At 62.8% G+C, this 21,784-nt stretch carries 16 protein-coding genes; 9 read left to right on the forward strand and 7 right to left on the reverse strand.

The window, feature by feature from the left end; translation table 11 throughout:
- Positions 1–154 precede the first annotated feature (154 nt).
- Entirely contained in the window at positions 155–841 is a 687-nt protein-coding gene (locus KDB76_RS16550; RefSeq protein ID WP_015270546.1) for a type 1 glutamine amidotransferase domain-containing protein, read from the forward strand.
- A 126-nt stretch (positions 842–967) separates the two neighbouring features.
- Entirely contained in the window at positions 968–1,753 is a 786-nt protein-coding gene (locus tag KDB76_RS16555) for a CSS-motif domain-containing protein (protein WP_023663070.1), read from the forward strand.
- Between the two features lie 38 nt (positions 1,754–1,791).
- Here KDB76_RS16555 and hppD read toward each other — a convergent pair whose 3' ends face one another.
- Positions 1,792–2,868 carry a 4-hydroxyphenylpyruvate dioxygenase gene (gene hppD / locus KDB76_RS16560; protein WP_013972820.1) on the reverse strand — a complete coding sequence of 359 codons (1,077 nt, stop codon included), beginning with the start codon at positions 2,866–2,868 and terminating at the stop codon, positions 1,792–1,794.
- Positions 2,869–3,167: 299 nt separating this feature from the next.
- On the opposite strand from hppD, the gene KDB76_RS16565 reads away from it, so the two are divergent.
- Positions 3,168–4,754 carry a cyclic diguanylate phosphodiesterase gene (locus KDB76_RS16565; protein WP_038409707.1) on the forward strand — a complete coding sequence of 529 codons (1,587 nt, stop codon included), beginning with the start codon at positions 3,168–3,170 and terminating at the stop codon, positions 4,752–4,754.
- A 32-nt stretch (positions 4,755–4,786) separates the two neighbouring features.
- Complete coding sequence (gene rarD / locus KDB76_RS16570; RefSeq protein ID WP_038409708.1) at positions 4,787–5,674, forward strand: EamA family transporter RarD; 888 nt, start codon at positions 4,787–4,789, stop codon at positions 5,672–5,674.
- Here the strand turns inward: rarD and KDB76_RS16575 are convergent.
- Positions 5,637–7,208 carry a TerC family protein gene (locus tag KDB76_RS16575; protein ID WP_038409709.1) on the reverse strand — a complete coding sequence of 524 codons (1,572 nt, stop codon included), beginning with the start codon at positions 7,206–7,208 and terminating at the stop codon, positions 5,637–5,639. The genes rarD and KDB76_RS16575 overlap by 38 nt on opposite strands.
- Before the next feature lie 395 nt (positions 7,209–7,603).
- Here KDB76_RS16575 and KDB76_RS16580 point away from each other — a divergent pair, with 395 nt between their 5' ends.
- Positions 7,604–8,185 (forward strand): LysE family translocator, encoded by a 582-nt coding sequence (locus KDB76_RS16580; protein WP_013972824.1) that lies wholly within the window; start codon positions 7,604–7,606, stop codon positions 8,183–8,185.
- Positions 8,186–8,284: 99 nt separating this feature from the next.
- Here the strand turns inward: KDB76_RS16580 and KDB76_RS16585 are convergent, their stop codons facing one another.
- From KDB76_RS16585 to KDB76_RS16595, 3 genes are all read right to left on the reverse strand, one after another.
- Positions 8,285–9,067: an AraC family transcriptional regulator gene (locus KDB76_RS16585; RefSeq protein WP_013972825.1), complete on the reverse strand. Its 783-nt coding sequence runs from the start codon at positions 9,065–9,067 to the stop codon at positions 8,285–8,287.
- Between the two features lie 44 nt (positions 9,068–9,111).
- On the reverse strand, positions 9,112–10,230 hold the full coding sequence (locus tag KDB76_RS16590; RefSeq protein ID WP_024087204.1) for a glycosyltransferase family 61 protein: 1,119 nt from the start codon (positions 10,228–10,230) through the stop codon (positions 9,112–9,114).
- A 72-nt stretch (positions 10,231–10,302) separates the two neighbouring features.
- Positions 10,303–11,457, reverse strand: coding sequence for a hypothetical protein (locus KDB76_RS16595; RefSeq protein WP_024087205.1), 1,155 nt, complete (start codon positions 11,455–11,457; stop codon positions 10,303–10,305).
- A gap of 339 nt (positions 11,458–11,796) precedes the next feature.
- On the opposite strand from KDB76_RS16595, the gene KDB76_RS16600 reads away from it, so the two are divergent.
- The 4 genes from KDB76_RS16600 to KDB76_RS16615 all read left to right on the forward strand — a co-directional run bounded on the left by KDB76_RS16600 (position 11,797) and on the right by KDB76_RS16615 (position 19,214).
- The gene (locus tag KDB76_RS16600; protein ID WP_038409710.1) at positions 11,797–15,624 is read left to right on the forward strand and encodes a leucine-rich repeat domain-containing protein; all 3,828 of its coding nucleotides are present in this window, start codon (positions 11,797–11,799) and stop codon (positions 15,622–15,624) included.
- Positions 15,625–15,772: 148 nt separating this feature from the next.
- On the forward strand, positions 15,773–17,392 hold the full coding sequence (locus tag KDB76_RS16605) for an NADP-dependent glyceraldehyde-3-phosphate dehydrogenase (protein WP_038409711.1): 1,620 nt from the start codon (positions 15,773–15,775) through the stop codon (positions 17,390–17,392).
- A 110-nt stretch (positions 17,393–17,502) separates the two neighbouring features.
- Positions 17,503–17,976 carry a VOC family protein gene (locus tag KDB76_RS16610; RefSeq protein WP_013972830.1) on the forward strand — a complete coding sequence of 158 codons (474 nt, stop codon included), beginning with the start codon at positions 17,503–17,505 and terminating at the stop codon, positions 17,974–17,976.
- A gap of 56 nt (positions 17,977–18,032) precedes the next feature.
- The gene (locus KDB76_RS16615; RefSeq protein WP_013972831.1) at positions 18,033–19,214 is read left to right on the forward strand and encodes a hypothetical protein; all 1,182 of its coding nucleotides are present in this window, start codon (positions 18,033–18,035) and stop codon (positions 19,212–19,214) included.
- 234 nt (positions 19,215–19,448) lie between these two features.
- Here the strand turns inward: KDB76_RS16615 and ilvA are convergent, their stop codons facing one another.
- The gene (gene ilvA / locus KDB76_RS16620; RefSeq protein WP_015270558.1) at positions 19,449–21,008 is read right to left on the reverse strand and encodes a threonine ammonia-lyase, biosynthetic; all 1,560 of its coding nucleotides are present in this window, start codon (positions 21,006–21,008) and stop codon (positions 19,449–19,451) included.
- Between the two features lie 181 nt (positions 21,009–21,189).
- Complete coding sequence (locus tag KDB76_RS16625) at positions 21,190–21,621, reverse strand: PACE efflux transporter (RefSeq protein WP_003259966.1); 432 nt, start codon at positions 21,619–21,621, stop codon at positions 21,190–21,192.
- Positions 21,622–21,784 lie beyond the last annotated feature (163 nt).

Below are 21,784 nucleotides of genomic sequence, written 5' to 3' on the forward strand. Positions count from 1 at the left end.
CAGAAAAAGTACGGGCGCTGCGTGAATGTGGTTCACGTTAGCACAACACACGCCACGCAATATGGCGTACCGGCACCTGAGAGCTATGCTCATTAGGTTTTCCCTCGGGCCGGGGGAGCAACGGCCCATTCAGGTTGCCGACGGGAGCGTGGTCATGAGCAAGAAAATGCTGGTGGTGCTGACCAATACAGCCAAGTATCCGACCCTCAAGCGGGCGACCGGCTTGTGGCTGGGGGAAGCGGTGCACTTTGTCGAAAAAGTCGAAAAAGCCGGTTACGAGGTCGATTATGTCAGCCCGCTGGGCGGCTACGTCCCTGTCGACCCGCATAGCTTGCAGATGGCGCCCGACCTGGACTGGCTGTGGTATGACGACAAGCGCTTCATGACCCGCCTGGGCAACACCTTGAGCCCTGGCCAGGTGAAGGCAGAAGAGTACAGCGTCATCTACTACACCGGCGGGCACGGAGTGATGTATGACTTTCCTGACAACCAGCCGCTGCAAGAGCTGGCCCGCCGGGTGTACGAGCACAAGGGCATTGTCGCGGCGGTTTGCCATGGCGTTGTCGGCCTGCTGAACATCAAGCTCAGCGACAACAGCCTGTTGCTCAAGGACCGTCAGGTGACCGGCTTCTCCAATACCGAGGAGAAACTCGTCGAACTGGACAAGGTGGTCCCCTTCCTGACGGAAACCGAGCTGGGTGCCCGCGGTGGTACCTACAGCAAGCATGAAGACCCGTGGCAGCCGTTCGTGGTGGCCGATGATCGGCTGATCACCGGGCAGAACCCGGCCTCCACGGCCCAGTTGGCCGAAAAAGTGCTCGCCAGGCTGAAGCGAGGCTGACAACGAGGTTCTGCTTTTCTGTAAAACCGCAACACTTTTGGCCTACAGCCGGAGCATCATCAAGCACATAGGATCAGCGTTGACCTGTTCAACCCGAACAGCAAGGTTCAACGGAGCGGCGGTCCTATGGCAGCAATACCGAGTCTCGGCATCAACTGGCGGAAGTTACTGTTGATATTGTCCATCGGCGCAATACCGGTACTGTCCGGGTTACTGATGATGAACTATCAACTGGATAGAAAACTTGAGGAGAATGCCAAGGTTTCTGTTCAAGAGGCGATTTTCAGCATCGACCAGGCACTGGGCCGCATGGAAGGCGATCTGGACCTGATCCTGCCATTGGCAGGCAAGCCCTGTGACGAAGTGCTTGGTACGCTGGAGCAGAGAGTCGCCAACAGCCCGCACCTTCGCTCACTGATACTCACCCGCGACCAACAAGCGTATTGTGCGACGGACATGGACCCTTTGGCGTACAACTCGGCCTTTGCCCTGTCCGGAAGGCAGACAGAGCTGGCATTCGACGCTCCATCGTCGCCTAACGCGGCGATCATCAAAGTCCAGAGACCGAACAGCGACCCTGGGATAATCGCAACAGCGTACGGTCGGCAGCTGCGGGACGAACTGCGTGCTTTCCAGGACGGCCTGACATTGCTTCTGGAATTCAGCGACCTGTATATCTGGAGCGAGGGAGACAGCCGCGACGCACAACGCCCCTCCCAGGCCGAATTCACCGAGCGATCGGTTTCCCAGAAATATGGTTACGTGGTGATCGGCGGTTACCCCAAAGGGTACGCCACCCAGGAGTTTCGCCTATCCCTGCATCAGGTACTGCCCTCGCTGGTATTGGTCGGGGTCGCCAGCATGTTCATCATGTACCTGGGCCTGACCATTTCGGGCAAGAAGAAGGGTTGATACCGCCGCCATCGAATCGTGACGGCGGTACCCTGGGGTTACTCGGTGCTCAGCACACCACGACGTACCTGGTCGCGCTCGATGGATTCGAACAGGGCCTTGAAGTTGCCTTCGCCAAAGCCGTCATCCCCCTTGCGCTGGATGAACTCGAAGAACACCGGGCCGAGCAGGGTCTCGGAAAAGATCTGCAGCAGCAGGCGCTTGTCGTCAGGCTGGGAGGCACCATCGAGGAGGATACCGCGTGCTTTCAACTGGTCGACCGGCTCGCCATGACCTGGCAGGCGCTCTTCGAGCATCTCGTAGTAGGTTTGCGGCGGTGCAGTCATGAAGCGCATGCCGAAGCCCTTGAGGGCGTCCCAGGTCTTGAGCAGGTCATCGGTCAGGAAGGCGACGTGCTGGATGCCTTCGCCGTTGAACTGCATCAGGAACTCTTCGATCTGCCCGGAGCCCTTGGACGATTCTTCGTTCAGCGGGATGCGGATCATGCCATCCGGCGCGGTCATGGCACGCGAAGTCAGGCCGGTGTACTCACCCTTGATGTCGAAATAGCGGATTTCGCGGAAGTTGAACAGCTTCTCGTAGAAGCCGGCCCAGTACGACATGCGCCCGCGATAAACGTTGTGGGTGAGGTGGTCGATGATCTTCAGGCCGGCACCCACCGGGTTGCGGTCCACACCCTCGATGAACTTGAAGTCGATATCGTAGATCGAGCTGCCTTCCTCGAAACGGTCGATCAGGTACAGCGGCGCACCGCCGATGCCCTTGATCGCCGGCAGGCGCAGTTCCATCGGGCCGGTTTCGATTTCCACCGGCTGGGCGCCCAGTTCCAGGGCGCGGGCATAGGCCTCATGGGCATTGCGCACGCGGAACGCCATGCCGCATACCGACGGGCCGTGTTCGGCAGCGAAGTACGAGGCGATGCTCTTGGGTTCGTTGTTCAGGATCAGGTTGATGTCACCCTGGCGATACAGGTGCACATCCTTGGAACGGTGGGTAGCGACCTTGGTGAAGCCCAGCATCTGGAATACCGGCTCGAGTACGCCAGGGGTCGGCGAAGCCAGTTCGATGAATTCAAAGCCCATCAGGCCCATCGGATTGTCGAAGATATCAGCCATGTTCGTGTCCTCATCTGCAGCGAAAGATTATTGATTGCGTGGGATGTGGAACGGAAACGGCGGGGAGCACGGGATACCCCGCACGCTGCGGGCGAGGAAATCACCTATTATCAGCTTGAACCCATGGTATGTCATATGGACCCATTCTCGGCGGGCTTGATCCTTCGGCATCGAAGGACCTTATTGTTGTATTCGTAAATGGATTCTACATTGCGTAAAATGGTTTGTCGCCCTTTAGTTGCTCACCGGTTCCGACAAGCGGCTATCCTCTCGTAATCCTTTATACAGATCAGGTCAACATGCCCCTTACCGTCAAACGCCGCGCCGGCCTCGGCTGGCGCAACCTGTTGCCCTGGGTCGTCGGCGTGCTGCCCGTGGCATGCGGCCTGGCCGTGATGAACTGGCAGATTGAGCGTGAAATGCACGCCAGCAGCCAGGCTACCACCCGCCAGGTGGTGGAGCACGTCGAGCGCATTCTCGACAATCTGTCCAGCGCTGCCCATGCTCTGCTGCCGCTTGTCGACAGCCCGTGCGACGAGGTCCAGCTCATGCTGCGCGCCCAGGTCACGCGCAACGCCTTCGTACGCTCGACCAACCTGTTCCGGCACAACGCCCTTTATTGCACCTCGCTGTTCGGCGCATTCGACGAGCCGGTCAACCCCGGCGACTACATCGACGGCAAGCTGTGGCTGATGGACGGCAACTCGGTCACACCGGGCCACCCGCTGCTGGTGTATCGGGCCAGCGATGGCGACCGCGGCGCGATCAGTACGGTCGATGGCGAACACCTGCTGACGGCGCTGCGCCTGATCGGCCCCGATGAAGAGCTGCAGATCCGCGTGGGCGATGCCTGGCTGGGCAAGGATGGCATCGTGCACAAGGGCGTGCCCCCTGCCGCGGCCAGCGCGAATGTGCAGCTGGGCTCGACCCGTTACCCGTTCAGCGTGCATGGCGGCTACGGCGCCGACAAGCAGGGCCAGCTGTGGCGCAGCCACTATCCCGCCCTGTTCGGTCTGCTGCTGATACTGGGCGCGGTGGCCGGCCTGGTGTGCCGCTGGCAGGTTCGCCGCGCCACCTCGCCCCGTGCCGAACTGCGCCGGGCCCTGGAGGCCGACGAGTTCCTGCCGTACTTCCAGCCGGTAGTGCGCAAGGGCGACTACCGCTGGGCCGGCGCCGAAGTGCTGATGCGCTGGAACCACCCGCGCGAAGGCCTGGTGCGCCCCGACCTGTTCATCCCCTACGCCGAACACAGCGGGCAGATCGTCGCCATGACCCGTGCGCTGATGATGCACACCGCGCAGAGCCTGGCACCCTTTGCCGGGCTGCTGGAGGACGGTTTCCATATCGGCGTCAATATCACCGCCGACCACTGCCGCGACTTCAGCCTGCTGGACGATTGCCGAACCTTCCTCCAGCACTTCCCGCCAGGCCGGGTGGTGCTGACCCTGGAGCTGACCGAGCGCAAGCTGATCGAGCCCACGCCGGTGGCCCTGGAACTGTTCGAGAAGCTCGACGCCATGGGTGTGAAGATCGCCCTGGACGACTTCGGCACCGGCCAGTCAAGCCTCAACTACCTGCGCCAGTTCAAGGTCGATTACCTGAAGATCGACCAGAGCTTCGTCGCCATGATCGGTGGCGATGCGCTGTCGGTGCACATCCTCGAGACCATCATCGAGCTATCGGCCAAGCTGGGCCTGGGCATCGTTGCCGAGGGCGTGGAAACAGAAGCCCAGCGCGACTACCTGGCCCGTCATGAGGTGGACTTCCAGCAGGGCTACCTGTTCGCCAGGCCCATGCCGGTTGCCCAGTTCCTCGAAGCGCTGGCCGCACGCCCGGCTGCGTCGCGGTTGCCGCAAGCCGCGCCCCCTGAGATCATGCGCGGCTGATCCACCTGCTCAATTCCCTATTCGAGGCATTCGTGTCAAAAGGCATTCTTTCGTCGGTCATGGCGTCCTGTCTGTTCGCCGTGATGTACTTCTATACCTCTCTGCTCACGCCGCTCGATGGCGAGGAGATCTTTGGCTGGCGCACCCTGTTGACGCTGCCCTGCCTGACCCTGTTCATGCTTGTCTCGAAAGACTGGGAACGGGTGGGCGAACTGCTCGCCCGGGTAAAACATACGCCGCTGCTGTTGCTGGGCATGGTCGGCACATCGTGGCTGATGGGCGTGCAGCTGTGGCTGTTCCTCTGGGCGCCCCTGCACGGGCGCAGCCTGGAAGTGTCGATGGGCTATTTCCTGCTGCCGCTGGCCATGGTCCTGACCGGGCGGCTGGTGTATGGCGAGCGCCTGTCACGCCTGCAGAAGGTGGCCGTGGCCTGCGCTGCTCTGGGCGTGGGCCACGAGCTGTATCAGCATGGCAGTTTCGCCTGGGAAACCCTGGTGGTGACGATCGGCTACCCGATCTATTTCGTGTTGCGCAGGCGCTGCCGCACCGACCATTTGGGCGGCCTGTGGTGCGACATGTGCCTGCTGTTGCCATGGGCGCTGTATTTCGTGATCCAGGGTCCGCTTTCCCCTGCCGATCTGCAGGCACACCCTGGGCTGTATGCGTTGATCCCGATCCTCGGGGCGATCAGCGCCTCGGCCCTGATCGCCTACGTGCTGGCCAGCCGCCTGCTGCCTTTCAGCCTGTTCGGCCTGCTCAGCTACGTCGAGCCAGTGCTGCTGGTAGGCGTTGCGCTGTTGCTGGGCGAAACCATCGGCCCGGATCAGTGGCTGACCTACCTTCCGATCTGGGCCGCGGTGCTGGTACTGGTGATCGAGGGTTTCAAGCACCTGCTGCGTCAACGTCGCCGTTCGGTGTAAGCCGAACCTGACGCACCCGCCGCTCCTCGACCGCCTCCACGGTCAGCGTCCAGCCATTCCAGGCCAGGCGGTCACCAACCATAGGCAGGCGGTCGAGCAGGCTCATTACCAGGCCCGCGAGGGTCTGGTAGCCCTCGGTGGCGCGGGCGCAGAAGCCGGTACGTGCCTGCACCTGGCTCAGGTTCAACGCGCCGCTGACCACAAAGCCTTCACCTTCCTGAACGATGCCCGGGCCTTCGACCTCGCTGGCATCCGGCAACTCGCCGGCAATCGACTCCAGAATATCGGTCATGGTCAGCAGGCCGGTAAAGTCACCGAACTCGTTGACGACGAAAGCAATGTGCGTCGACTGGCCTCGCATCTGCTCCAGGGCATTGAGGATGCTGAAGCTCTCCAGCAGGTTCAGCGGTACTCGGGCCATGCCTTCCAGATCGGGCTGGTTGCCCGACAGCAGCTCCTTGAGCAGTTCCTTCTTGTGCAAGAAGCCCAGTGGCTCGTCCACGCGGCCATCGCGGATCAGCGGCAGGCGCGAGTACGGCGAATTGGCCAGGGCCTGGGCAATGGCGTCGGCCGGCTGCGCCAGGTCGATCACATCGACCTCGGCGCGGGCGGTCATCACCGTGCGGATAGGCCGCTCGGCCAGGTTCAGCACGCCACTGATCATCACCCGTTCACGGCGGTCGAACAGCACCTGCTCCTCACCGCCTTCGACCAGGTCAGCAATTTCCTCGCCCACCTCGTCAGCCTCGACCCGGCGGCCACCCAGCAGGCGCAGCACGGCATGCGCGGTGCGCTCACGCAGCGGCCGGTGCTGCTGCAGGCTGCGCTTGCGGCGGGCACGGGCCAGCTGGTTGAACAGCTCGATCAGGATCGAGAAGCCGATGGCCGCGTACAGGTAACCTTTGGGGATATGGAAGCCCAGGCCTTCGGCGGTGAGGCTGAAGCCGATCATCATCAGGAAGCCCAGGCACAGCATGATCACCGTGGGGTGGGCGTTGACGAAGCGGGTCAGCGGCTTGCTGGCAACGATCATGATGCCGATCGAGAAGATCACCGCGATCATCATCACCGACAACTGCTCGACCATGCCAACCGCGGTGATCACCGCGTCCAGCGAGAACACCGCATCAAGCACCACGATCTGCGCGACGATCGGCCAGAACGCAGCGTGGCGTACCGTGCCGCTGGCCTGGGTCACGTGGCCTTCCAGGCGTTCGTGCAGCTCCATGGTGGCCTTGAACAGCAGGAACACGCCACCGAACAGCATGATCAGGTCGCGGCCCGAGAAGCTCTTTTCGAACACCTCGAACAACGGCGCGGTCAGGGTGACCATCCACGAGATACTGGCCAACAGGCCAAGGCGCATGATCAACGCCAGGCTCAGGCCAATGACCCGTGCGCGGTCGCGCTGATGCGGCGGCAGTTTGTCGGCGAGGATGGCGATGAACACCAGGTTGTCGATACCCAGCACCAGCTCGAGGACGATAAGCGTCAACAGGCCCAGCCAGGCCGTGGGGTCGGCTAGCCATTCCATTAGCGGGTACTCACGAGGGCAGCGTCACGAGGACGGATGAAAGAAGGCCGGGAAGACCGGGGACTGGGGGGCTCCGCGAAGGTGCTCATATAGACCTTGTTAGCAAATTGGGAAAATGATCCTACAAGCTCAGCAGCTTTCCGTAATAGCGCAAAACTATTACAAAACCTGTAACAACCTTGTAGGAGCGGCCTTGTGTCGCGAACGGGCCGCACAGCGCCCCCCAGGTTTCAGGAGCGCTGCATCAACAGCTGGGGCCGCTCTGCGGCCCGATCGCGACACAAGGCCGCTCCTACACAAAAATGCGCTGGCCGTGCGTGAGGTACTTTTCTTCAATACCGCAGGCTGTCAATGCCCGAGCATGAAGGCCCACCTCAACCAAACGGATCCCCCTCATGAGCCTGTCCCTGTCCATGGCCGCTTTCGCACTTGCGGCCTCGATCTCCCCCGGCCCGGTCAACATCGTTGCGCTGGGCAGCGGTGCCCGCCATGGCCTGCGTGCCAGCCTGGCACATGTGGCTGGCGCCACGCTGGGCTTCTGCCTGCTGCTGGTGCTGGTCGGGCTGGGCCTGCATCAATTGTTGCTGCGCTGGCCTTTGCTGGGCCTGATTTTGCACTGGGGCGGCGTGGCGTTCCTGCTGTACATGGCATGGAAGCTGGCCAGCGACGATGGGCAACTGGGCAGTGCCCATCCCACCCAGGCTCCCTCGGCCTGGCACGGCGCGGCGATGCAATGGCTCAATCCCAAGGCATGGCTGGCAGCGGTGGCCGGGGTTGGTGCCTATACCGGCGGTGAGCAGCAGCTGCTGTGGCTGTTTGCCTGGATCTACGGGCCGATCTGCTTCATTTCAGTGGCCAGCTGGGCGTGGGCCGGGAGCGTGGTTCGCCAGTATCTGGGCAACCCACGGCACATGCGCCTGCTGAATCGGGGCTTGGCGCTGCTGCTCGTGGGCAGTGCGGTCTATCTGGTCATTTGAGCCTGGCTGCACCGACCCTATCGCTGCCCTCAAGGCCTGCGCAGTACCTGTGGGAGCTGGGTTGCCGGCGATAGGGCCACCACCGCCAAAAATGGCAATTCAGCCGAATGCATTGCGGTAATGGCCCGGTGTCGCCGCCAGGTGCTGCTTGAAGGCCCGCTGCAGGTGCGCCTGGTCGGCAAACCCGGCCTCCTGTGCAACCTCGGCAATAGCCCGGCCCTGACGCAATTGCGCCCTGGCCAGCTGCACGCGCTGGTCGAGCAGGTAACCATGCGGCGTCAGGCCGAAGCGTTGGCGGAACGCGCGAATCAGGTAGGAACGCGACAGGCCGCACGCCGCGCAGATGTCGTCCAGGCTCAGCGGGTCGCCACGATGGGCGCGAATGAACGCTGCCGCCGTGTCCAGTCGTGGGTTGCCCTCGTCGTTGACGCTGGCATCGCCGCCAAGCAAACCTGGAAGTGCGCCAAACAGCGCCGCCAGGCGCCCTTCCCGGTCTGGCACGCCGGCGTCGAACAGGTCGGCAAAGGCCTGCAACAGGCTCCGGTACAACACCGGCGAGCTACTCCAGGGCCGGGCCGGCAAGGTGAACCCCAGCGCCTGCAACCAAGGCATATCGACGAACATCATCAGGTAGGACCAGTGTTCCCCGTCGATGGGGTTGCAGGCATGCACCACACCTGGGTTCATCAGCACCGTGGTACCAGCAGCCACCTCTATGCACTGGTCACCGTACAGATAGGAGCTGCGCCCACCCGTTATCACTCCGATGGAAAAGCTCTCATGGGAATGCGCGGCGTAGCACACCTGGCGCCCGTCCCCTACCCGCCGGGCCTCGACAAAGGGCAACGCCGGGTCGCGCCAGAACCGTGATACCTCGATCATCCCTCACCCCGCTCGCCGCTGCCATGCGCCTGAATACTACACGCCTATCGCGGAAACAGGTCTAGCGTCCGCTCAACTTCGCCGACATCGATCGTGAAACCATCGCCGTCCGGTATCCCGACTACAAAGCCGAAATGCTGGTGGTCTCGGTCCGTCAGGTACTTGTAGTAGCTGACAAACCGATTGGGCGGCTGCAACGTCAGCAGGCAACCACCGGCCTGCAGTACGTTGACCCCATGCACCAGCTGGCTACCCTCCACACCGATTACCACCCTCGCCCCGGCGCAGGCCGCGACGATACTCGGCACATCGGACTTCAGCGGGTTGACGATGCGAAAACCGCGGGTGGCGCGCAAATGCTCCGCCAGCGCCAGCTCATTGCGCAGCAGGCGCAGGTCACCATCTCCACCACGCAGCAGGAACACCCCCGGGTGTGGCGCATGCGGCACATGCGACAACAACTTGTCGCCCATGGCCCGGTAGCGGGCATGCCGGCTGCGGTTGTTGGCCTGGTCATCGAACAGCACCAGCTCACGGAAAAACGCACTGCGCAGGCGCAGCGGGTTCATTTCCAGCCAGTCTTCATAGGCCGGGGCCTGGGCAAACAGCGGGAATCTGGCCGAGGGCGCGGTGGTTACCGGTATGCCTTCGTTACAGGCCAGCGCATAGGTCGGACAATCCTCCATCAGCCAGGTACCGAACCACGTGTTGCCGTTTTGCGTGCAATAGATGGCCGCGCGGTCGATTTCATTTTCCACGACGATGCTCGGAAAGGGGCCCGGCTTCAACGACAGCCAATGGCTGGCCTTGCCCTTGTACAACGCCCCGTCGACCAGCCATACCTCCTTGATCAGGTAGCCCCGGGTTGGCCCTTGCAGCGTGCTGATGCCGCCTTCCATGGTGCGCGCAGGGTGCACGTAGGGATAGAAACGCTTGCCTTCCCACCCCGTTACTCGCTCCAGCTGGCCTGGCAGGAAAACGGCCGGGGGCGAAACCGTGACTTCCCCCGGGGCAATGTCCCAACTTTTGTCCGCCACGCTCTTGAGGTCGATGCCGCTGTTCCTGCCTAGCCGTTTGCGCGCCATGTAGCGGTAGGCGGCCAGGGTCCAGGTGTGCTGCCTGGCCGCAGGCGATGCACTGAACTTCGAGATGTCGCTTCCCATGAAGCGTCCTCCCTTGATCACAAGGTCAAAAGCCTGGCGCAAGGCGCCAGATCAACGCATCCTGGCAACCGCTCAGCTGCACATGACCCTTTCCATGGTGGGTGGTGACGGCAGGTTGGCGTAACGGTGACGCAGGCTTTCCACGAACGTTTCGCCCGTACCGTTGCCCCCATAGAAGTAGATCTTGTGCAGGCCGCCAAACACCATTTCCTGGTAGCGGCTGGCAACTTCCTCGTCACTCGCGCCCTCGGGCAACCCCAGGTGCAGCGTGAGCTTGTCGTCTTCGACCGCGAACATCGGAGTGTCCCAGAGGAACTTCGCCGTGCCGGTTCTGGGCAAGCGGACAAACAGGTAGGCATGGTTACCCAGCGAGTCGATATCGCCACCGCGGCGGCGCTTCCACTTCAACAAACCGTCATCCGGGCGCGCCAGGCAAAGGCCGATATCGTAATAGTCGAAGCCCTGCTCCAGTGCCCACTCCAGGGCCATGAAGGTGGTGATCGAATTTACCTCGCGCAACTTCCGCGCATCGGTGAACACCGCCTCGCAATAGCCGAAACGCAGGGTGCTCCAATAACGCTTGCCACCACGCACCACTTCACAGCCCAGGTGGCAGCCGATCACTTCATCGCCCAAGGTGATCAAGTCGAGCCGACCGACGCCCCTGGCAATGCGGAACACTTCTTCAGTGGGAAACTGCGCGGCATGGATACCTTGCCTGGCGCTGGCATAAGGGCGCAGCAGGTTGCGGTCGGCCATGGCGATCTCGTCATCCGAGCGGGCCTGGCGCATCTGGTACAGCGGCCGGTTCTTGCGGATGCTGCGCCGCAACTCGCTGTCGTAGCGCGCGGTTATATCCTCCAGCGAGCGCCCCAGCGGCACCACGGCGCTCAGGTAATGCGGTACCGACAATGCCCCCGACGTCGGCATTTCACTGACCACCACCACGTGGTTGGCTGCTACCGTCGCGCTTGCGCTGTCAACAATTGCAGCATTGCCCGAACCCTTGCCGGCAATCAGCAACTTGGCCATTTCCCGTTGCTGCTTCCGGCCTATATAGATGATTTCGTAGGGGCTTTCCTGCTGCAACCTGAACCTGGCGACTTCCCAGCGCCAGAAACAGGCACGCGCCATCACTTCTGACACCTTGCTGGCCAGGTGTCTGATTTCGTAGCGTATGGAGGGCGAGACGAGTCTCCTCGCCGCTGCCGTCAAGGTCGCTTTCATTTCTTCTTCGACGTCCTTTGAGACACAGCATGGTCAATCGGAAAAGGACAGCAACTCAGTAAAAAGCACGTATCATGTTGATATTCTGAAATTATCCAGAAGCCCCCATGTCAACTAACAATTTAAGGTGCGCCCAAACACTTTATCAAGTGGCACTTTGATTGCATTTCCTTAAAGCTTCCTCACGCCATGTAAAGTTTCATGACGTCAAATTCCCTGCATGAATGACCGATTCAGACAGCGAATTTCCATCGATAGATCCAAGCCGCGTTATCCCATTACCACTCGCCTGTCTGGAATTGACGTTTGATGCCCCCTTTGCCTGAAAGGAGCGTCGACATGCCAGCCATCAACCCCCATCAACCCCTACTTCAGGCGCAGCTGCCGCACTGGGCTCGCCAGGTAACGCCCAATCAGTGGGCCGCGTTGAAGCAAACCCAGGTCGCCCCGTGGAAGAGGCAGGACTGGTTCGCCAATGCTGCCCCCGACCTGCGTGAAGCAGCGTGCGCCAGCCAGGCGCGCCTGATGCAGGCGCAAGCAGCCTTGGCCAACTCACTCAAAGGCCTGCAACAAATCACAGAGTTCGCAGAACCATTGCTGCAACGGCGTCTTGCCGAACACGGCTTTCACGCGCAGTTGCGCAATAGCCAGCTATTGCGGGTCAAGCGTAGCTGGCACTGGGCCGCCCTGCGCTATCTATCAAGCCATCGACGCGACAACCTGCTGCAGGCCGCGCTGCAGAACTTCGCCAGCGACGAGGTGTTCACAGCTGAAAGTGCCATTGCCCTGGGCGATAACATTCACGTCACGCCGATTCAGATACAAGGCGCCGTCCCTGTCGGCATGCAAGTACCCGTTGCACACTTTCCATTGCAGTCGGAGCACTATCAGGTGGAACGGCTGCCACTCGAACCGGCCGCTTTCGCCACCCTGTGCCGTGACCTGGACCTGGGCAAGGCTTACCAGGCCCACCTGGAACAGCACCTCGCCCAACCCGCCACACGGGGCTTGGCCATCAGGGTGCAGAAAGACCGCCTGCGCCTGGCGGCCGACCTTGCCTATATGCGGCACCTGCTTGATGGCAGCACCCTTGACCAGATCGAACGGCTGTTGCGGGGTGGCACCGTACAGTGCTGGCAACTGGCGCTGTTCGGCACGCCCCTGCACGAGGTCATGCTGATCGATGCCGGCGGTGCGGGGCTGGCGCTGTATCTGCCCGGCCATGACCCGGCCCTGCGCCAATGCAGCAACCTGGACGCGGTACACGACACGCTGGCGACCTTGCTGCTGGAGCCCGATGCCCGCCAAGCCTTCACGGCCTACATCAGGCAGGACCAGCGCACGCACTTTCTCGACCTGTTGCAGCAGAACCTCGACGTCACAGGCAATACTGCCTATGACCGCCCTTGGCAGCGCGCAGCGCAAGCGGACCTGCGTCCCACACGCGTGGCTATCACAGCCGAGCCTTTCGGCCATTACCAGGACCTGCACCTGGCCCGCCTCAAGCACGAAGCCAGCCTGCTGGCGGTCCCCACCGCGATGGCCGATGCCAACGCGCGGGCCAGGCGCCTGGATGAGTGGGAAAACCTTGGCCTGGATGCACTGAATATTGCCGCGTTCTTCATTCCAGGTGCAGGCACCCTGATGCTGGCCGTCACGGCCTGCCAACTGCTCGGCGAGGCCTTCGAAGGCTACCAGGCCTGGCATGAAGGCGACCGTCACCTGGCGCTGCGCCACCTGGAGGCGGTTGGCCTGAACCTGGCCCTGATCGGCGGCTTCGTGGCGGCGGGCAAGGTGGTACCCAAGCTGTTCAACAGCCCGTTGATGGAAAGCCTGCAGCAGGTACGCGGCAGCGACGGGCGCTACCGGCTCTGGAATGAAGACCTCACCCCCTACCGCAGTGCCGTGACACTACCGCACAGCCTACAGCCCAATGCACTTGGCCAGTACCTGTACCAGGGCCGGTATTTCATCCGCATGGACGGCCAGCTCTTCGAACAACGCTTTGACCACAACTTGCAGCAATGGCGGGCCATTCACCCCGACACGCCCGATGCCTGGCAGCCACCGCTAGCGCACAATGCCCAAGGTGCCTGGCGCGGCCAGCATGAACAGCCCGGCCAGTGGCCATTCGCGAAGCTGGCGCGCCGTCTTGGCGAGGCGTATGCCGCGTTCACACCAGAACAGCTGGCCAAGGCAGGGCGCCTCTGCGGCATCGACGCCGCGCGCTTGCGCCGGGTGCACCTGGAAGGCCAACCAACGCCCCCGCTGTTGCTCGATACCCTGCAACGCATGACGGCACAGGCCGAGGTAGAGGCGTTGGCCGACAAAGCCCCGCCAGGCCTGTTCGAGCGGCTCTACAATGGCAGCGCGCCCGCCACCCCGGCAACGCAGAAGCTGCTCGACGCCTATGCGCGGCTGTCCCCTGCCTTGGCCAGACGCTTGCTGGCGCCGCTGAGCGAGGCCGAAACGTTCGCCTGGCAAGAGCACAGTCAGTTGCCCACACAGGTTCGCCAGTTGCTGGAGCAGGTGCACAGCGAGCTGCCGCTGGTACGTGCACTGGAAGGTGTGCTTCAGCCAGCCCGGGCCAGCAGCGACAGCGAACGCTTGCTGTTCAGCGCCCTGGATGCCATGCCCGACTGGCCCGCGGACCTGCGCCTGGAGCTGCACGGTGCAAGCCCCATAGGCCCTTTGCTGGAGCATGTCGGCCGCGAACAGGCCGGCACCCTGCGCCGCGTGATCAAATCGGTCGAAGGCTATGAGGTCGACCGGGGCGAGCGCCCTGCACCTGCACCGCTTGATCCAGACCTCTGCCGCGCCATCGAGCAGGCACTGCCGCGCCCGCATCGCGATACGCTGGGCATCACGACGGCCGATGGCAGCTCGCTACGCCAGCGCGTACTGGGTTGGGTCGACCAGCACAGGGATGCACTCGCCCAACGGCTCTGGGGGCACCGCGCGCTGTTGCGCAAGCCCATGGGCAGCTTGCGCGGCGGTCGGCCGCTTGACCCCGAACCGCCTCAGCCGCGCCTGGCAAGCTCCCTGGCCGGGGCTTATCGCCGCTTGTTCCCTGACGCCACCGACTGGGAATTCGAAAACTGGCTAGGCAACGACGAGGACAACCTGTACGTCGATGACATTCGCTCACCCACACAGCGCCTGCATGACCTGCAGCAGCGTCTGGAAACTTTGCGCCGCGACCTGCATGAATGGGCGCGGCCCGATCCCCAGCGCCCTCACCAGCGACACCTGGCCATCCGCCCCATCCTCAACGCCTGGCGACGGCTGTCGACAATAGCGCTTGAAGGGGGTGGCCGCCTGCACAGCCTGGACCTTTCCGGCCTGGACCTGGACAACCAGGCCCTGGCCAGCCTGGCCTTGCCGGACGACTTCACCCATGTGCAGCACCTGTCGCTCAGCTACAACCCTTCGCTCAGCCAGTTGCCGGCCGAATTCCACGAACGCTTCCCCAACCTCAATCGCCTGCTGCTGACCGACTGTCGGTTCGACACCGTGCCCCACCTGGGCCGCCCTGAGCAGCTCGCCTGGCTGGACCTGGAAGGCAACCGCATCACCTGGAGTACCCAGGCCCAGCAGGCACTGAACCGCTGCTCCGGGCTCAACGTACTGGACCTTTCGGGCAACCCGCTGCTAGAGGCCCCGGACCTGCGCGGGCTGGGGTACCTGAGGACACTGTTCCTGAACGACTGTGCGCTCAGCGAATTGCCGCAAGGCCTGGACCAGATGATCGAGCCCATCATCCTGGACATTGGCGACAACCAGCTGCTGCGGCTGCCTGACGGTTTCAACGTACCACGGCCAGTCGCAAACGCCCTGCGCCTGGAAAGCGAATGGCTGGGTTCACCAGTGCTTGCGCAGATCGAGGCCTACAACGCGATGCACCAGGTGGACCTGCTGGTGTGCGAAGGCGACTACCTGGAATTCTTCGAACAGACCGGCCCGGCCGAACTGGCCCTGTGGCAGCGATTGCCGCTGCAGTATCGGCGCGACCTCAGGCCCTTGCTTGAACTTGAACCGTTCGTGTCCCGCCCACGGCAAGCCCGTGCAGAGTTCTGGCGGCGCCTGGCCCTGATCGACGCAGACCCGGCCCTGCGCCAGCAATGGTTGACGCACCCACCCTATGACCTGTTCAACCTCCCGCTTTGACAGGGATACCGTTGCCTGCCTGTCCAACAGGCAGGCGCGGGTGGTCATGTTAAGCCAGACTGGTGTTTTTCCGGCGAGCGGTGCATGCTCGCTGCTGAAGCGTTTCACCCAGCTCGAAACCCACCCAGCAATGTGAGGTGCAGTACCCATGGACCGTCTGCTCGATTCACTCTTCCCCAGCGCCGAGGACATCCCGGAAACCTGGCGCCTGGAAGCCCCCCTGGAACAACGCGACTACCTGGTGAACGGTGAGCTCAGGCGGTGGGACGGCCCACTGGCCACAGTGCGCAGCCCGGTCTGGCTCAAGGAAGGCGACGATGAGCACCAGGTGGTGTTGGGCAGCGCTCCACTGCTCGATGCCGACACCGCGCTCACCGCCCTCGATGCCGCCGTGCAGGCGTACGACAAAGGCCGTGGCGCCTGGCCGAACATGCGCGTGGCCGAGCGAATCCAGCATGTCGAAACCTTCCTGGCGCGCATGCGCGAGCAGCGCCAGGCCGTGGTCAAGTTGCTGATGTGGGAAATCGGCAAGAACCTCAAGGACTCGGAAAAGGAATTCGACCGCACCTGCGACTACATCGTCGATACCATCAACGCCCTCAAGGACCTCGACCGCCGTTCCAGCCGCTTCGAGCTGGAACAGGGCACGCTCGGCCAGATCCGCCGAGCACCGCTGGGCGTGGCCCTGTGCATGGGCCCATACAACTACCCGCTGAACGAGACCTTCACCACGCTGATCCCGGCGCTGATCATGGGCAACACCGTGGTGTTCAAGCCGGCCAAGTTCGGCGTGCTGCTGATTCGGCCGTTGCTCGAAGCCTTCCGCGACAGCTTCCCGCCGGGGGTGATCAACGTCATCTACGGCCGTGGCCGGGAAACGGTGAGCGCGCTGATGGCCAGCGGCAAGGTCGATGTGTTCGCCTTCATCGGCACGCACAAGGCCGCCAGCGACCTGAAGAAGCTGCATCCGCGCCCGCACCGGCTGCGCGCCGCGCTGGGGCTGGATGCCAAGAACCCGGGCATCGTGCTGCCCCAGGTGGACCTCGACAATGCCGTCGAAGAGGCCGTCACCGGTGCGCTGTCGTTCAATGGCCAACGCTGCACGGCGCTGAAGATCCTGTTCGTGCACGAGGATGTGGTCGATGCGTTCCTCGACAAGTTCCAGCGCAAGCTGGCCGCGCTCAAGCCTGGCATGCCTTGGGAGCCAGGCGTGGCGCTGACGCCGCTGCCCGAGCCCGGCAAGGTCGATTACCTCGATGGCCTGGTCGCTGATGCCACCGCCAAGGGCGCCCGGGTGCTCAACGAACGCGGCGGGCATAGCCGTGGCTCGTTCTTCTACCCCGCCGTGCTGTACCCGGTGAAGAGCGACATGCGCGTGTACCACGAGGAGCAGTTCGGCCCGCTGGTGCCGGTAGTGCCCTACCGCGACCTGCAGACGGTGATCGACTATGTGCTGGACTCCGACTACGGCCAGCAACTGAGCCTGTTCGGCAATGACCCGGCGACCGTCGGCAGCCTGGTCGACATCTTTGCCAACCAGGTCGGGCGCATCAACATCAATGCGCAATGTCAGCGCGGCCCCGACACCTACCCGTTCAACGGCCGCAAGAACAGCGCCGAAGGCACCCTGTCGGTACACGACGCCCTGCGAGTGTTCTCTATCCGCACGCTGGTCGCGACGCGCTTCCAGGAGGCGAACAAGGAACTGATCAGCGAGATCATTCGCAACCGGCAGTCGACCTTCCTGACCACCGACTACATCTTCTGACCGCCACGCTTATAGAGAATCGATCTATCACCCCTGTCGATTTTCCATCAGCGCAAACGACTCTAAGCAAAAGGGCGCCAACCGGCGCCCACTTCCAAGGAGAGTCGAACATGGCAGCCAAACCCATTCCCGAAGGCCAGCACAGCATTACGCCCTACCTGGCCATCAACGACGCCGCCAAGGCCATCGAGTTCTACAAGAAGGCCTTTGGCGCGGTGGAAATGTTCCGCCTCGATGCCCCTGGCGGCCGCGTTGGCCATGCCGAGCTGAAAATCGGCGATTCGTCGCTGATGCTGGGCGACCCCTGCGACATGGAAGGCGGCCTCACCGCCAGCCAGAAGCTCAGCGGCGCCAGCGTAGGCCTGCACCTGTATGTCGAGGACTGCGACAAGGTCTATGCCCAGGCCCTGACGGCCGGCGCCACCCAGCTGCGTGCAGTGACGGACCAGTTCTACGGCGACCGCAGCGGCACCCTGAAAGACCCCTTCGGCAACATCTGGTTCGTTTCCACCCACAAGGAGGACCTGACCCCCGATGAAATTCGCGCCCGTGCTGCGAAGATGTTCGCTGGCACTGCGCAGTAAGTTGAAAGCGGCGCCACTTTGCTTGAAGCTTGGGGCTCGTAGCTGGGAGCTGCTTCATGCGAATCATCGACAAAACCGCCGCACAGGTCCGTAGCCTGACCCCTGCAGAAGAGGAGCTGCTGGTCGGCTTTGCCACCGGCAGCCTCACCGGCCCGCGCCTGCTGCAGGCCAACCAGTTGCTGATGAAGGTGCGCAACGCCAACCAGTGGCTGGCCTGCGATTGCCGCAACGATGCCTTGCCGGTGCTGAATGTCACCCTCAACGGCAGCACCGGTACGCTGTTTCTCAAGAACAACCCGGGAACTGCCGAACACGCGCCTGGCTGCCCGTTCACCAAGGACGAGCGCGAAGCGACCGAGCGCGAGAACGACCCCGCGCCACCTGCTGCCTGGCTACCGCCCGACACACCGTTGCGCCTGATTGGTGATTTCCGCAGCAGCACCACCGGCAGTGGTGGCGACGGCAGCGAACGGCGTGAACAACAGCGCCTGCTGTCACTGTTGCTGACCTGGATCGAGACCAGCGGCCTGAACCTGTATGCCACGCACCTGAAAAAGGACCTGACCGGGCAGTTTGCCGAGTTGCGCAGCGTTGCCAGCCGCTATCCGCTGCTGGAACGGGTGCCCGCAAGCAACTACCTGGAAACCCGCCTGGACATGAAGCACATGATGATGCTCAAGTCCCGCCTGCGTGAAGCCACGGTGTTCGGCAACCACCGCCGCCACGGCCTGCTGCTGGATTGCGTGGACCAGATCAAGGGACGCAAGCTGTTCAATAACCGAAGTGAAGACGGCTTCGACTTCCAGGGGCACCACCTCTATTGGGGCGGCAACCGCACCAGCGGGCCATTGCTGGCGCTGATGCTCTATTCACCGACCAGTGCCGGCAGCCATTACTACGAACTGATCCATGTGGCCAGCGTGCCGGTGCTATCGCGTGCTCATCTGTTCCCGGTTTACCGCGATGAAGAACGCGAGCCGCTCAAGGCCCTGGTGTCGCTGGTCGACTGGATGGCCGGCAAAGGCGTGAAAGTGCAGATGCGCCGGCCGGTGATCGGTGGCCAGGTGATGGACGAACTGGTAATGACCTCGGACCAGGACCGGGTGTTGTCGGTATCGTTGCTGGAGCAGCCCATCGGCCCCGAACCGGATACCGAGAACTTCAAGCGCTACGCCGACTTCAAGAGCCTGGAAACCTTCCGCAAATTCGTCGCCGGCTTCTTCATGCGTGAGCGCTGAGCACCCTCTACCGGCACACACAAAACCTTGTAGGAGCGGCCTTGTGTCGCGATGGGCTGCGAAGCAGCCCCGGCAATTCATGCACAAGTGCTGAAACCCAGGGGCCGCTTCGCGGCCCTTTCGCGACACAAGGCCGCTCCTACAGGTACAGCGACAACCTCAAGCCATGCGCCGTCCCTGTGGGAGCGGGCGTGCCCGCGAAGAGGCCCGTACAGGCTGAGTGAGGTTTGCGTATCAACCCAGGAACAGCTTGTACGCCGGGTTGTCGGTCTCATCCCAGTACCGGTACCCCATCTCATCCAGCGCCAGCGGCAACCCCGCCAACTCATCCCCCGGTACTTCCAGCGCCGCAAATACCCGTGCTTCTGCCGCGCCATGATTGCGGTAATGGAACAAGCTGATATTCCAGCGCTTGCCAAGCCGCTCCAGAAAGCCCAGCAAAGCCCCCGGGCGCTCGGGGAATTCGAAGCGCAGCACCCGCTCGTCAGCCCCGGGCGCGGCATGGCCGCCAACGGTATGGCGCACATGCAGCTTGGCCAGTTCGTTGTCGGTCAGGTCCAGCACGCTGTACCCCTGCTCACGCAGGCTGGCCAGCAACTGCTCACGCGGGTCGTGTAGTGGGTGTGTCTGCACCCCAACGAACAGCCGCGCCTCCTTGCCAGGGTAATAGCGGTAGTTGAACTCGGTGATCTGCCGCTTGCCCAGGGCCTGGCAGAAGGCGCGGAAGCTGCCCGGCTGCTCCGGAATGGTGACAGCGATGATCGCCTCGCGCTGCTCGCCCAGTTCGGCACGCTCGGCCACATGGCGCAGGCGGTCGAAATTGACGTTGGCCCCGGAGTCGATGGCCACCAGGGTCTGCCCCTGCACGCCGTCGCGCGCCACATATTTCTTGATCCCCGCCACGGCCAGGGCGCCTGACGGCTCGGTGATCGAGCGGGTATCGTCGTAGATGTCCTTGATCGCCGCGCACAGCTCGTCGCTGCTCACGGTCACCACTTCATCAACGAAGTGCCGGCACAACTCGAAGCAATGGGCGCCGATCTGCGCTACCGCCACGCCATCTGCGAAGGTGCCGACCTGCGGCAGGATCACCCGCTCACCGGCCGCCATGGCAGCCTGCAGGCAGTTGGAGTCCTCCGGCTCGACGCCGATCACCTTCACCTCCGGGCGCAGGTACTTCACATAAGCGGCAATACCCGCAATCAGACCACCACCGCCCACTGGCACGAAGATGGCGTCCAGCGCACCCGGGCGCTGGCGCAGGATTTCCATGGCCACGGTGCCCTGCCCGGCGATCACATCCGGGTCGTCGAACGGTGGCACGAAGGTGGCGCCTTCGCTGTCGGCCAGTTTCAGCGCATGGGCCAAGGCATGGGGGAAGCTCTCGCCGTGCAGTACTACATGACCACCGCGCGAGCGTACACCCTCCACCTTCAGCGACGGCGTGGTGGTAGGCATGACGATGGTGGCCTTCATGCCCAGGTGCGATGCCGCCAGGGCCACGCCCTGGGCATGGTTGCCCGCAGAGGCGGTGATCACCCCGCGCTCGCGCTGCACGGTACTCAGCCGTGACAGGCGGGTATACGCACCGCGGATCTTGAACGAAAAGGTAGGCTGCAGGTCTTCCCGCTTCAGCAATACCTGGTTGCCCAGGCTGGCAGACAACGCAGGCGCAGCTTGCAAAGGCGTTTCGATGGCCAGGTCGTACACCGGGGCGGCAAGAATGCGCCGCACCTGCTCCGACAGCAGTTGCTGGGGGGTGACGGTAGAACGAGGGCTGACGAAGCTGGTCATCGATGACTCCTTGGCTGTGTTCACGTTGCCCAGGAGTCAGAGAGAAGAAACCCGCCTCCAGGGCGGGTTCGGTGCACGTACGCGCTAGCCCGCCAAACTGATAATGGCGGTAATAATAATGGCGTTGACGTGCTGGAAAGTTTTCATGGGGTAGGAACTTAGCCGGTAGCGCAGCACAAAGTCAACACTTGGCCTGCTGCGCCGAAAGCGGCACATCGAATACCTTGTCGAAGCCCCACTGGAAGACAAACGCATAAACGAAGAAAAACACGAACAACGCCAGGTTGGTCAGCAACGCCGCCCACAGGCTGACATCCAGCCAGTACGCCACCAGCGGCAGCAGGATCAGCACCAGCCCGCCCTCGAAGCCCAGCGCATGCAGCAGGCGCCGCAGGAACGTGCGCTCACGCCGGTGCTGGCGCGCTTCCCAGCGTTCGAACACCCAGTTGTAGGCCATGTTCCAGCTCATCGCGATGCCCGACATCAGCACCGACAGCACGGTCGACTGCGCCATGCCGGCACCAAACGCCAGCTCCAGCGCGGGCGCCACGCAGGCGACGGCGATGGCCTCGTAAAGGATGGCCTGGACGATCTTGCGTGCCTTGCCTTGCATGTTCAGCTCCCTGGGTAAACGACCTGTAAAACTACAAGAAGTGGCCCACAAGAAAAAGCCTGAAATTTGGACAACCCCGCGTTCGGCTGCTTGTATCTATCCAGTACAAACGGCAGCAAGTCGTACAACTTCGTCCAGGGAATCGAACGAGGATAAAGACGAT

The organism is Pseudomonas sp. JS425 (assembly GCF_018223845.1).
Lineage (GTDB): Bacteria > Pseudomonadota > Gammaproteobacteria > Pseudomonadales > Pseudomonadaceae > Aquipseudomonas > Aquipseudomonas asiatica.

What these genes read in the sequence shown, in the direction of transcription:
- KDB76_RS16580 (WP_013972824.1), top strand. Translation starts at nt 7,604, where the DNA reads ATGAGCCTGTCCCTGTCCATGGCCGCTTTCGCACTTGCGGCCTCGATC.
- KDB76_RS16610 (WP_013972830.1), top strand. Translation starts at nt 17,503, where the DNA reads ATGGCAGCCAAACCCATTCCCGAAGGCCAGCACAGCATTACGCCCTAC.
- KDB76_RS16605 (WP_038409711.1), top strand. Translation starts at nt 15,773, where the DNA reads ATGGACCGTCTGCTCGATTCACTCTTCCCCAGCGCCGAGGACATCCCG.
- KDB76_RS16550 (WP_015270546.1), top strand. Translation starts at nt 155, where the DNA reads ATGAGCAAGAAAATGCTGGTGGTGCTGACCAATACAGCCAAGTATCCG.
- KDB76_RS16585 (WP_013972825.1), bottom strand. Translation starts at nt 9,067, where the DNA reads ATGATCGAGGTATCACGGTTCTGGCGCGACCCGGCGTTGCCCTTTGTC.
- KDB76_RS16565 (WP_038409707.1), top strand. Translation starts at nt 3,168, where the DNA reads ATGCCCCTTACCGTCAAACGCCGCGCCGGCCTCGGCTGGCGCAACCTG.
- KDB76_RS16600 (WP_038409710.1), top strand. Translation starts at nt 11,797, where the DNA reads ATGCCAGCCATCAACCCCCATCAACCCCTACTTCAGGCGCAGCTGCCG.
- KDB76_RS16555 (WP_023663070.1), top strand. Translation starts at nt 968, where the DNA reads ATGGCAGCAATACCGAGTCTCGGCATCAACTGGCGGAAGTTACTGTTG.
- KDB76_RS16625 (WP_003259966.1), bottom strand. Translation starts at nt 21,621, where the DNA reads ATGCAAGGCAAGGCACGCAAGATCGTCCAGGCCATCCTTTACGAGGCC.
- KDB76_RS16575 (WP_038409709.1), bottom strand. Translation starts at nt 7,208, where the DNA reads ATGGAATGGCTAGCCGACCCCACGGCCTGGCTGGGCCTGTTGACGCTT.
- ilvA (WP_015270558.1), bottom strand. Translation starts at nt 21,008, where the DNA reads ATGACCAGCTTCGTCAGCCCTCGTTCTACCGTCACCCCCCAGCAACTG.
- KDB76_RS16595 (WP_024087205.1), bottom strand. Translation starts at nt 11,457, where the DNA reads ATGAAAGCGACCTTGACGGCAGCGGCGAGGAGACTCGTCTCGCCCTCC.
- KDB76_RS16590 (WP_024087204.1), bottom strand. Translation starts at nt 10,230, where the DNA reads ATGGGAAGCGACATCTCGAAGTTCAGTGCATCGCCTGCGGCCAGGCAG.
- hppD (WP_013972820.1), bottom strand. Translation starts at nt 2,868, where the DNA reads ATGGCTGATATCTTCGACAATCCGATGGGCCTGATGGGCTTTGAATTC.
- KDB76_RS16615 (WP_013972831.1), top strand. Translation starts at nt 18,033, where the DNA reads ATGCGAATCATCGACAAAACCGCCGCACAGGTCCGTAGCCTGACCCCT.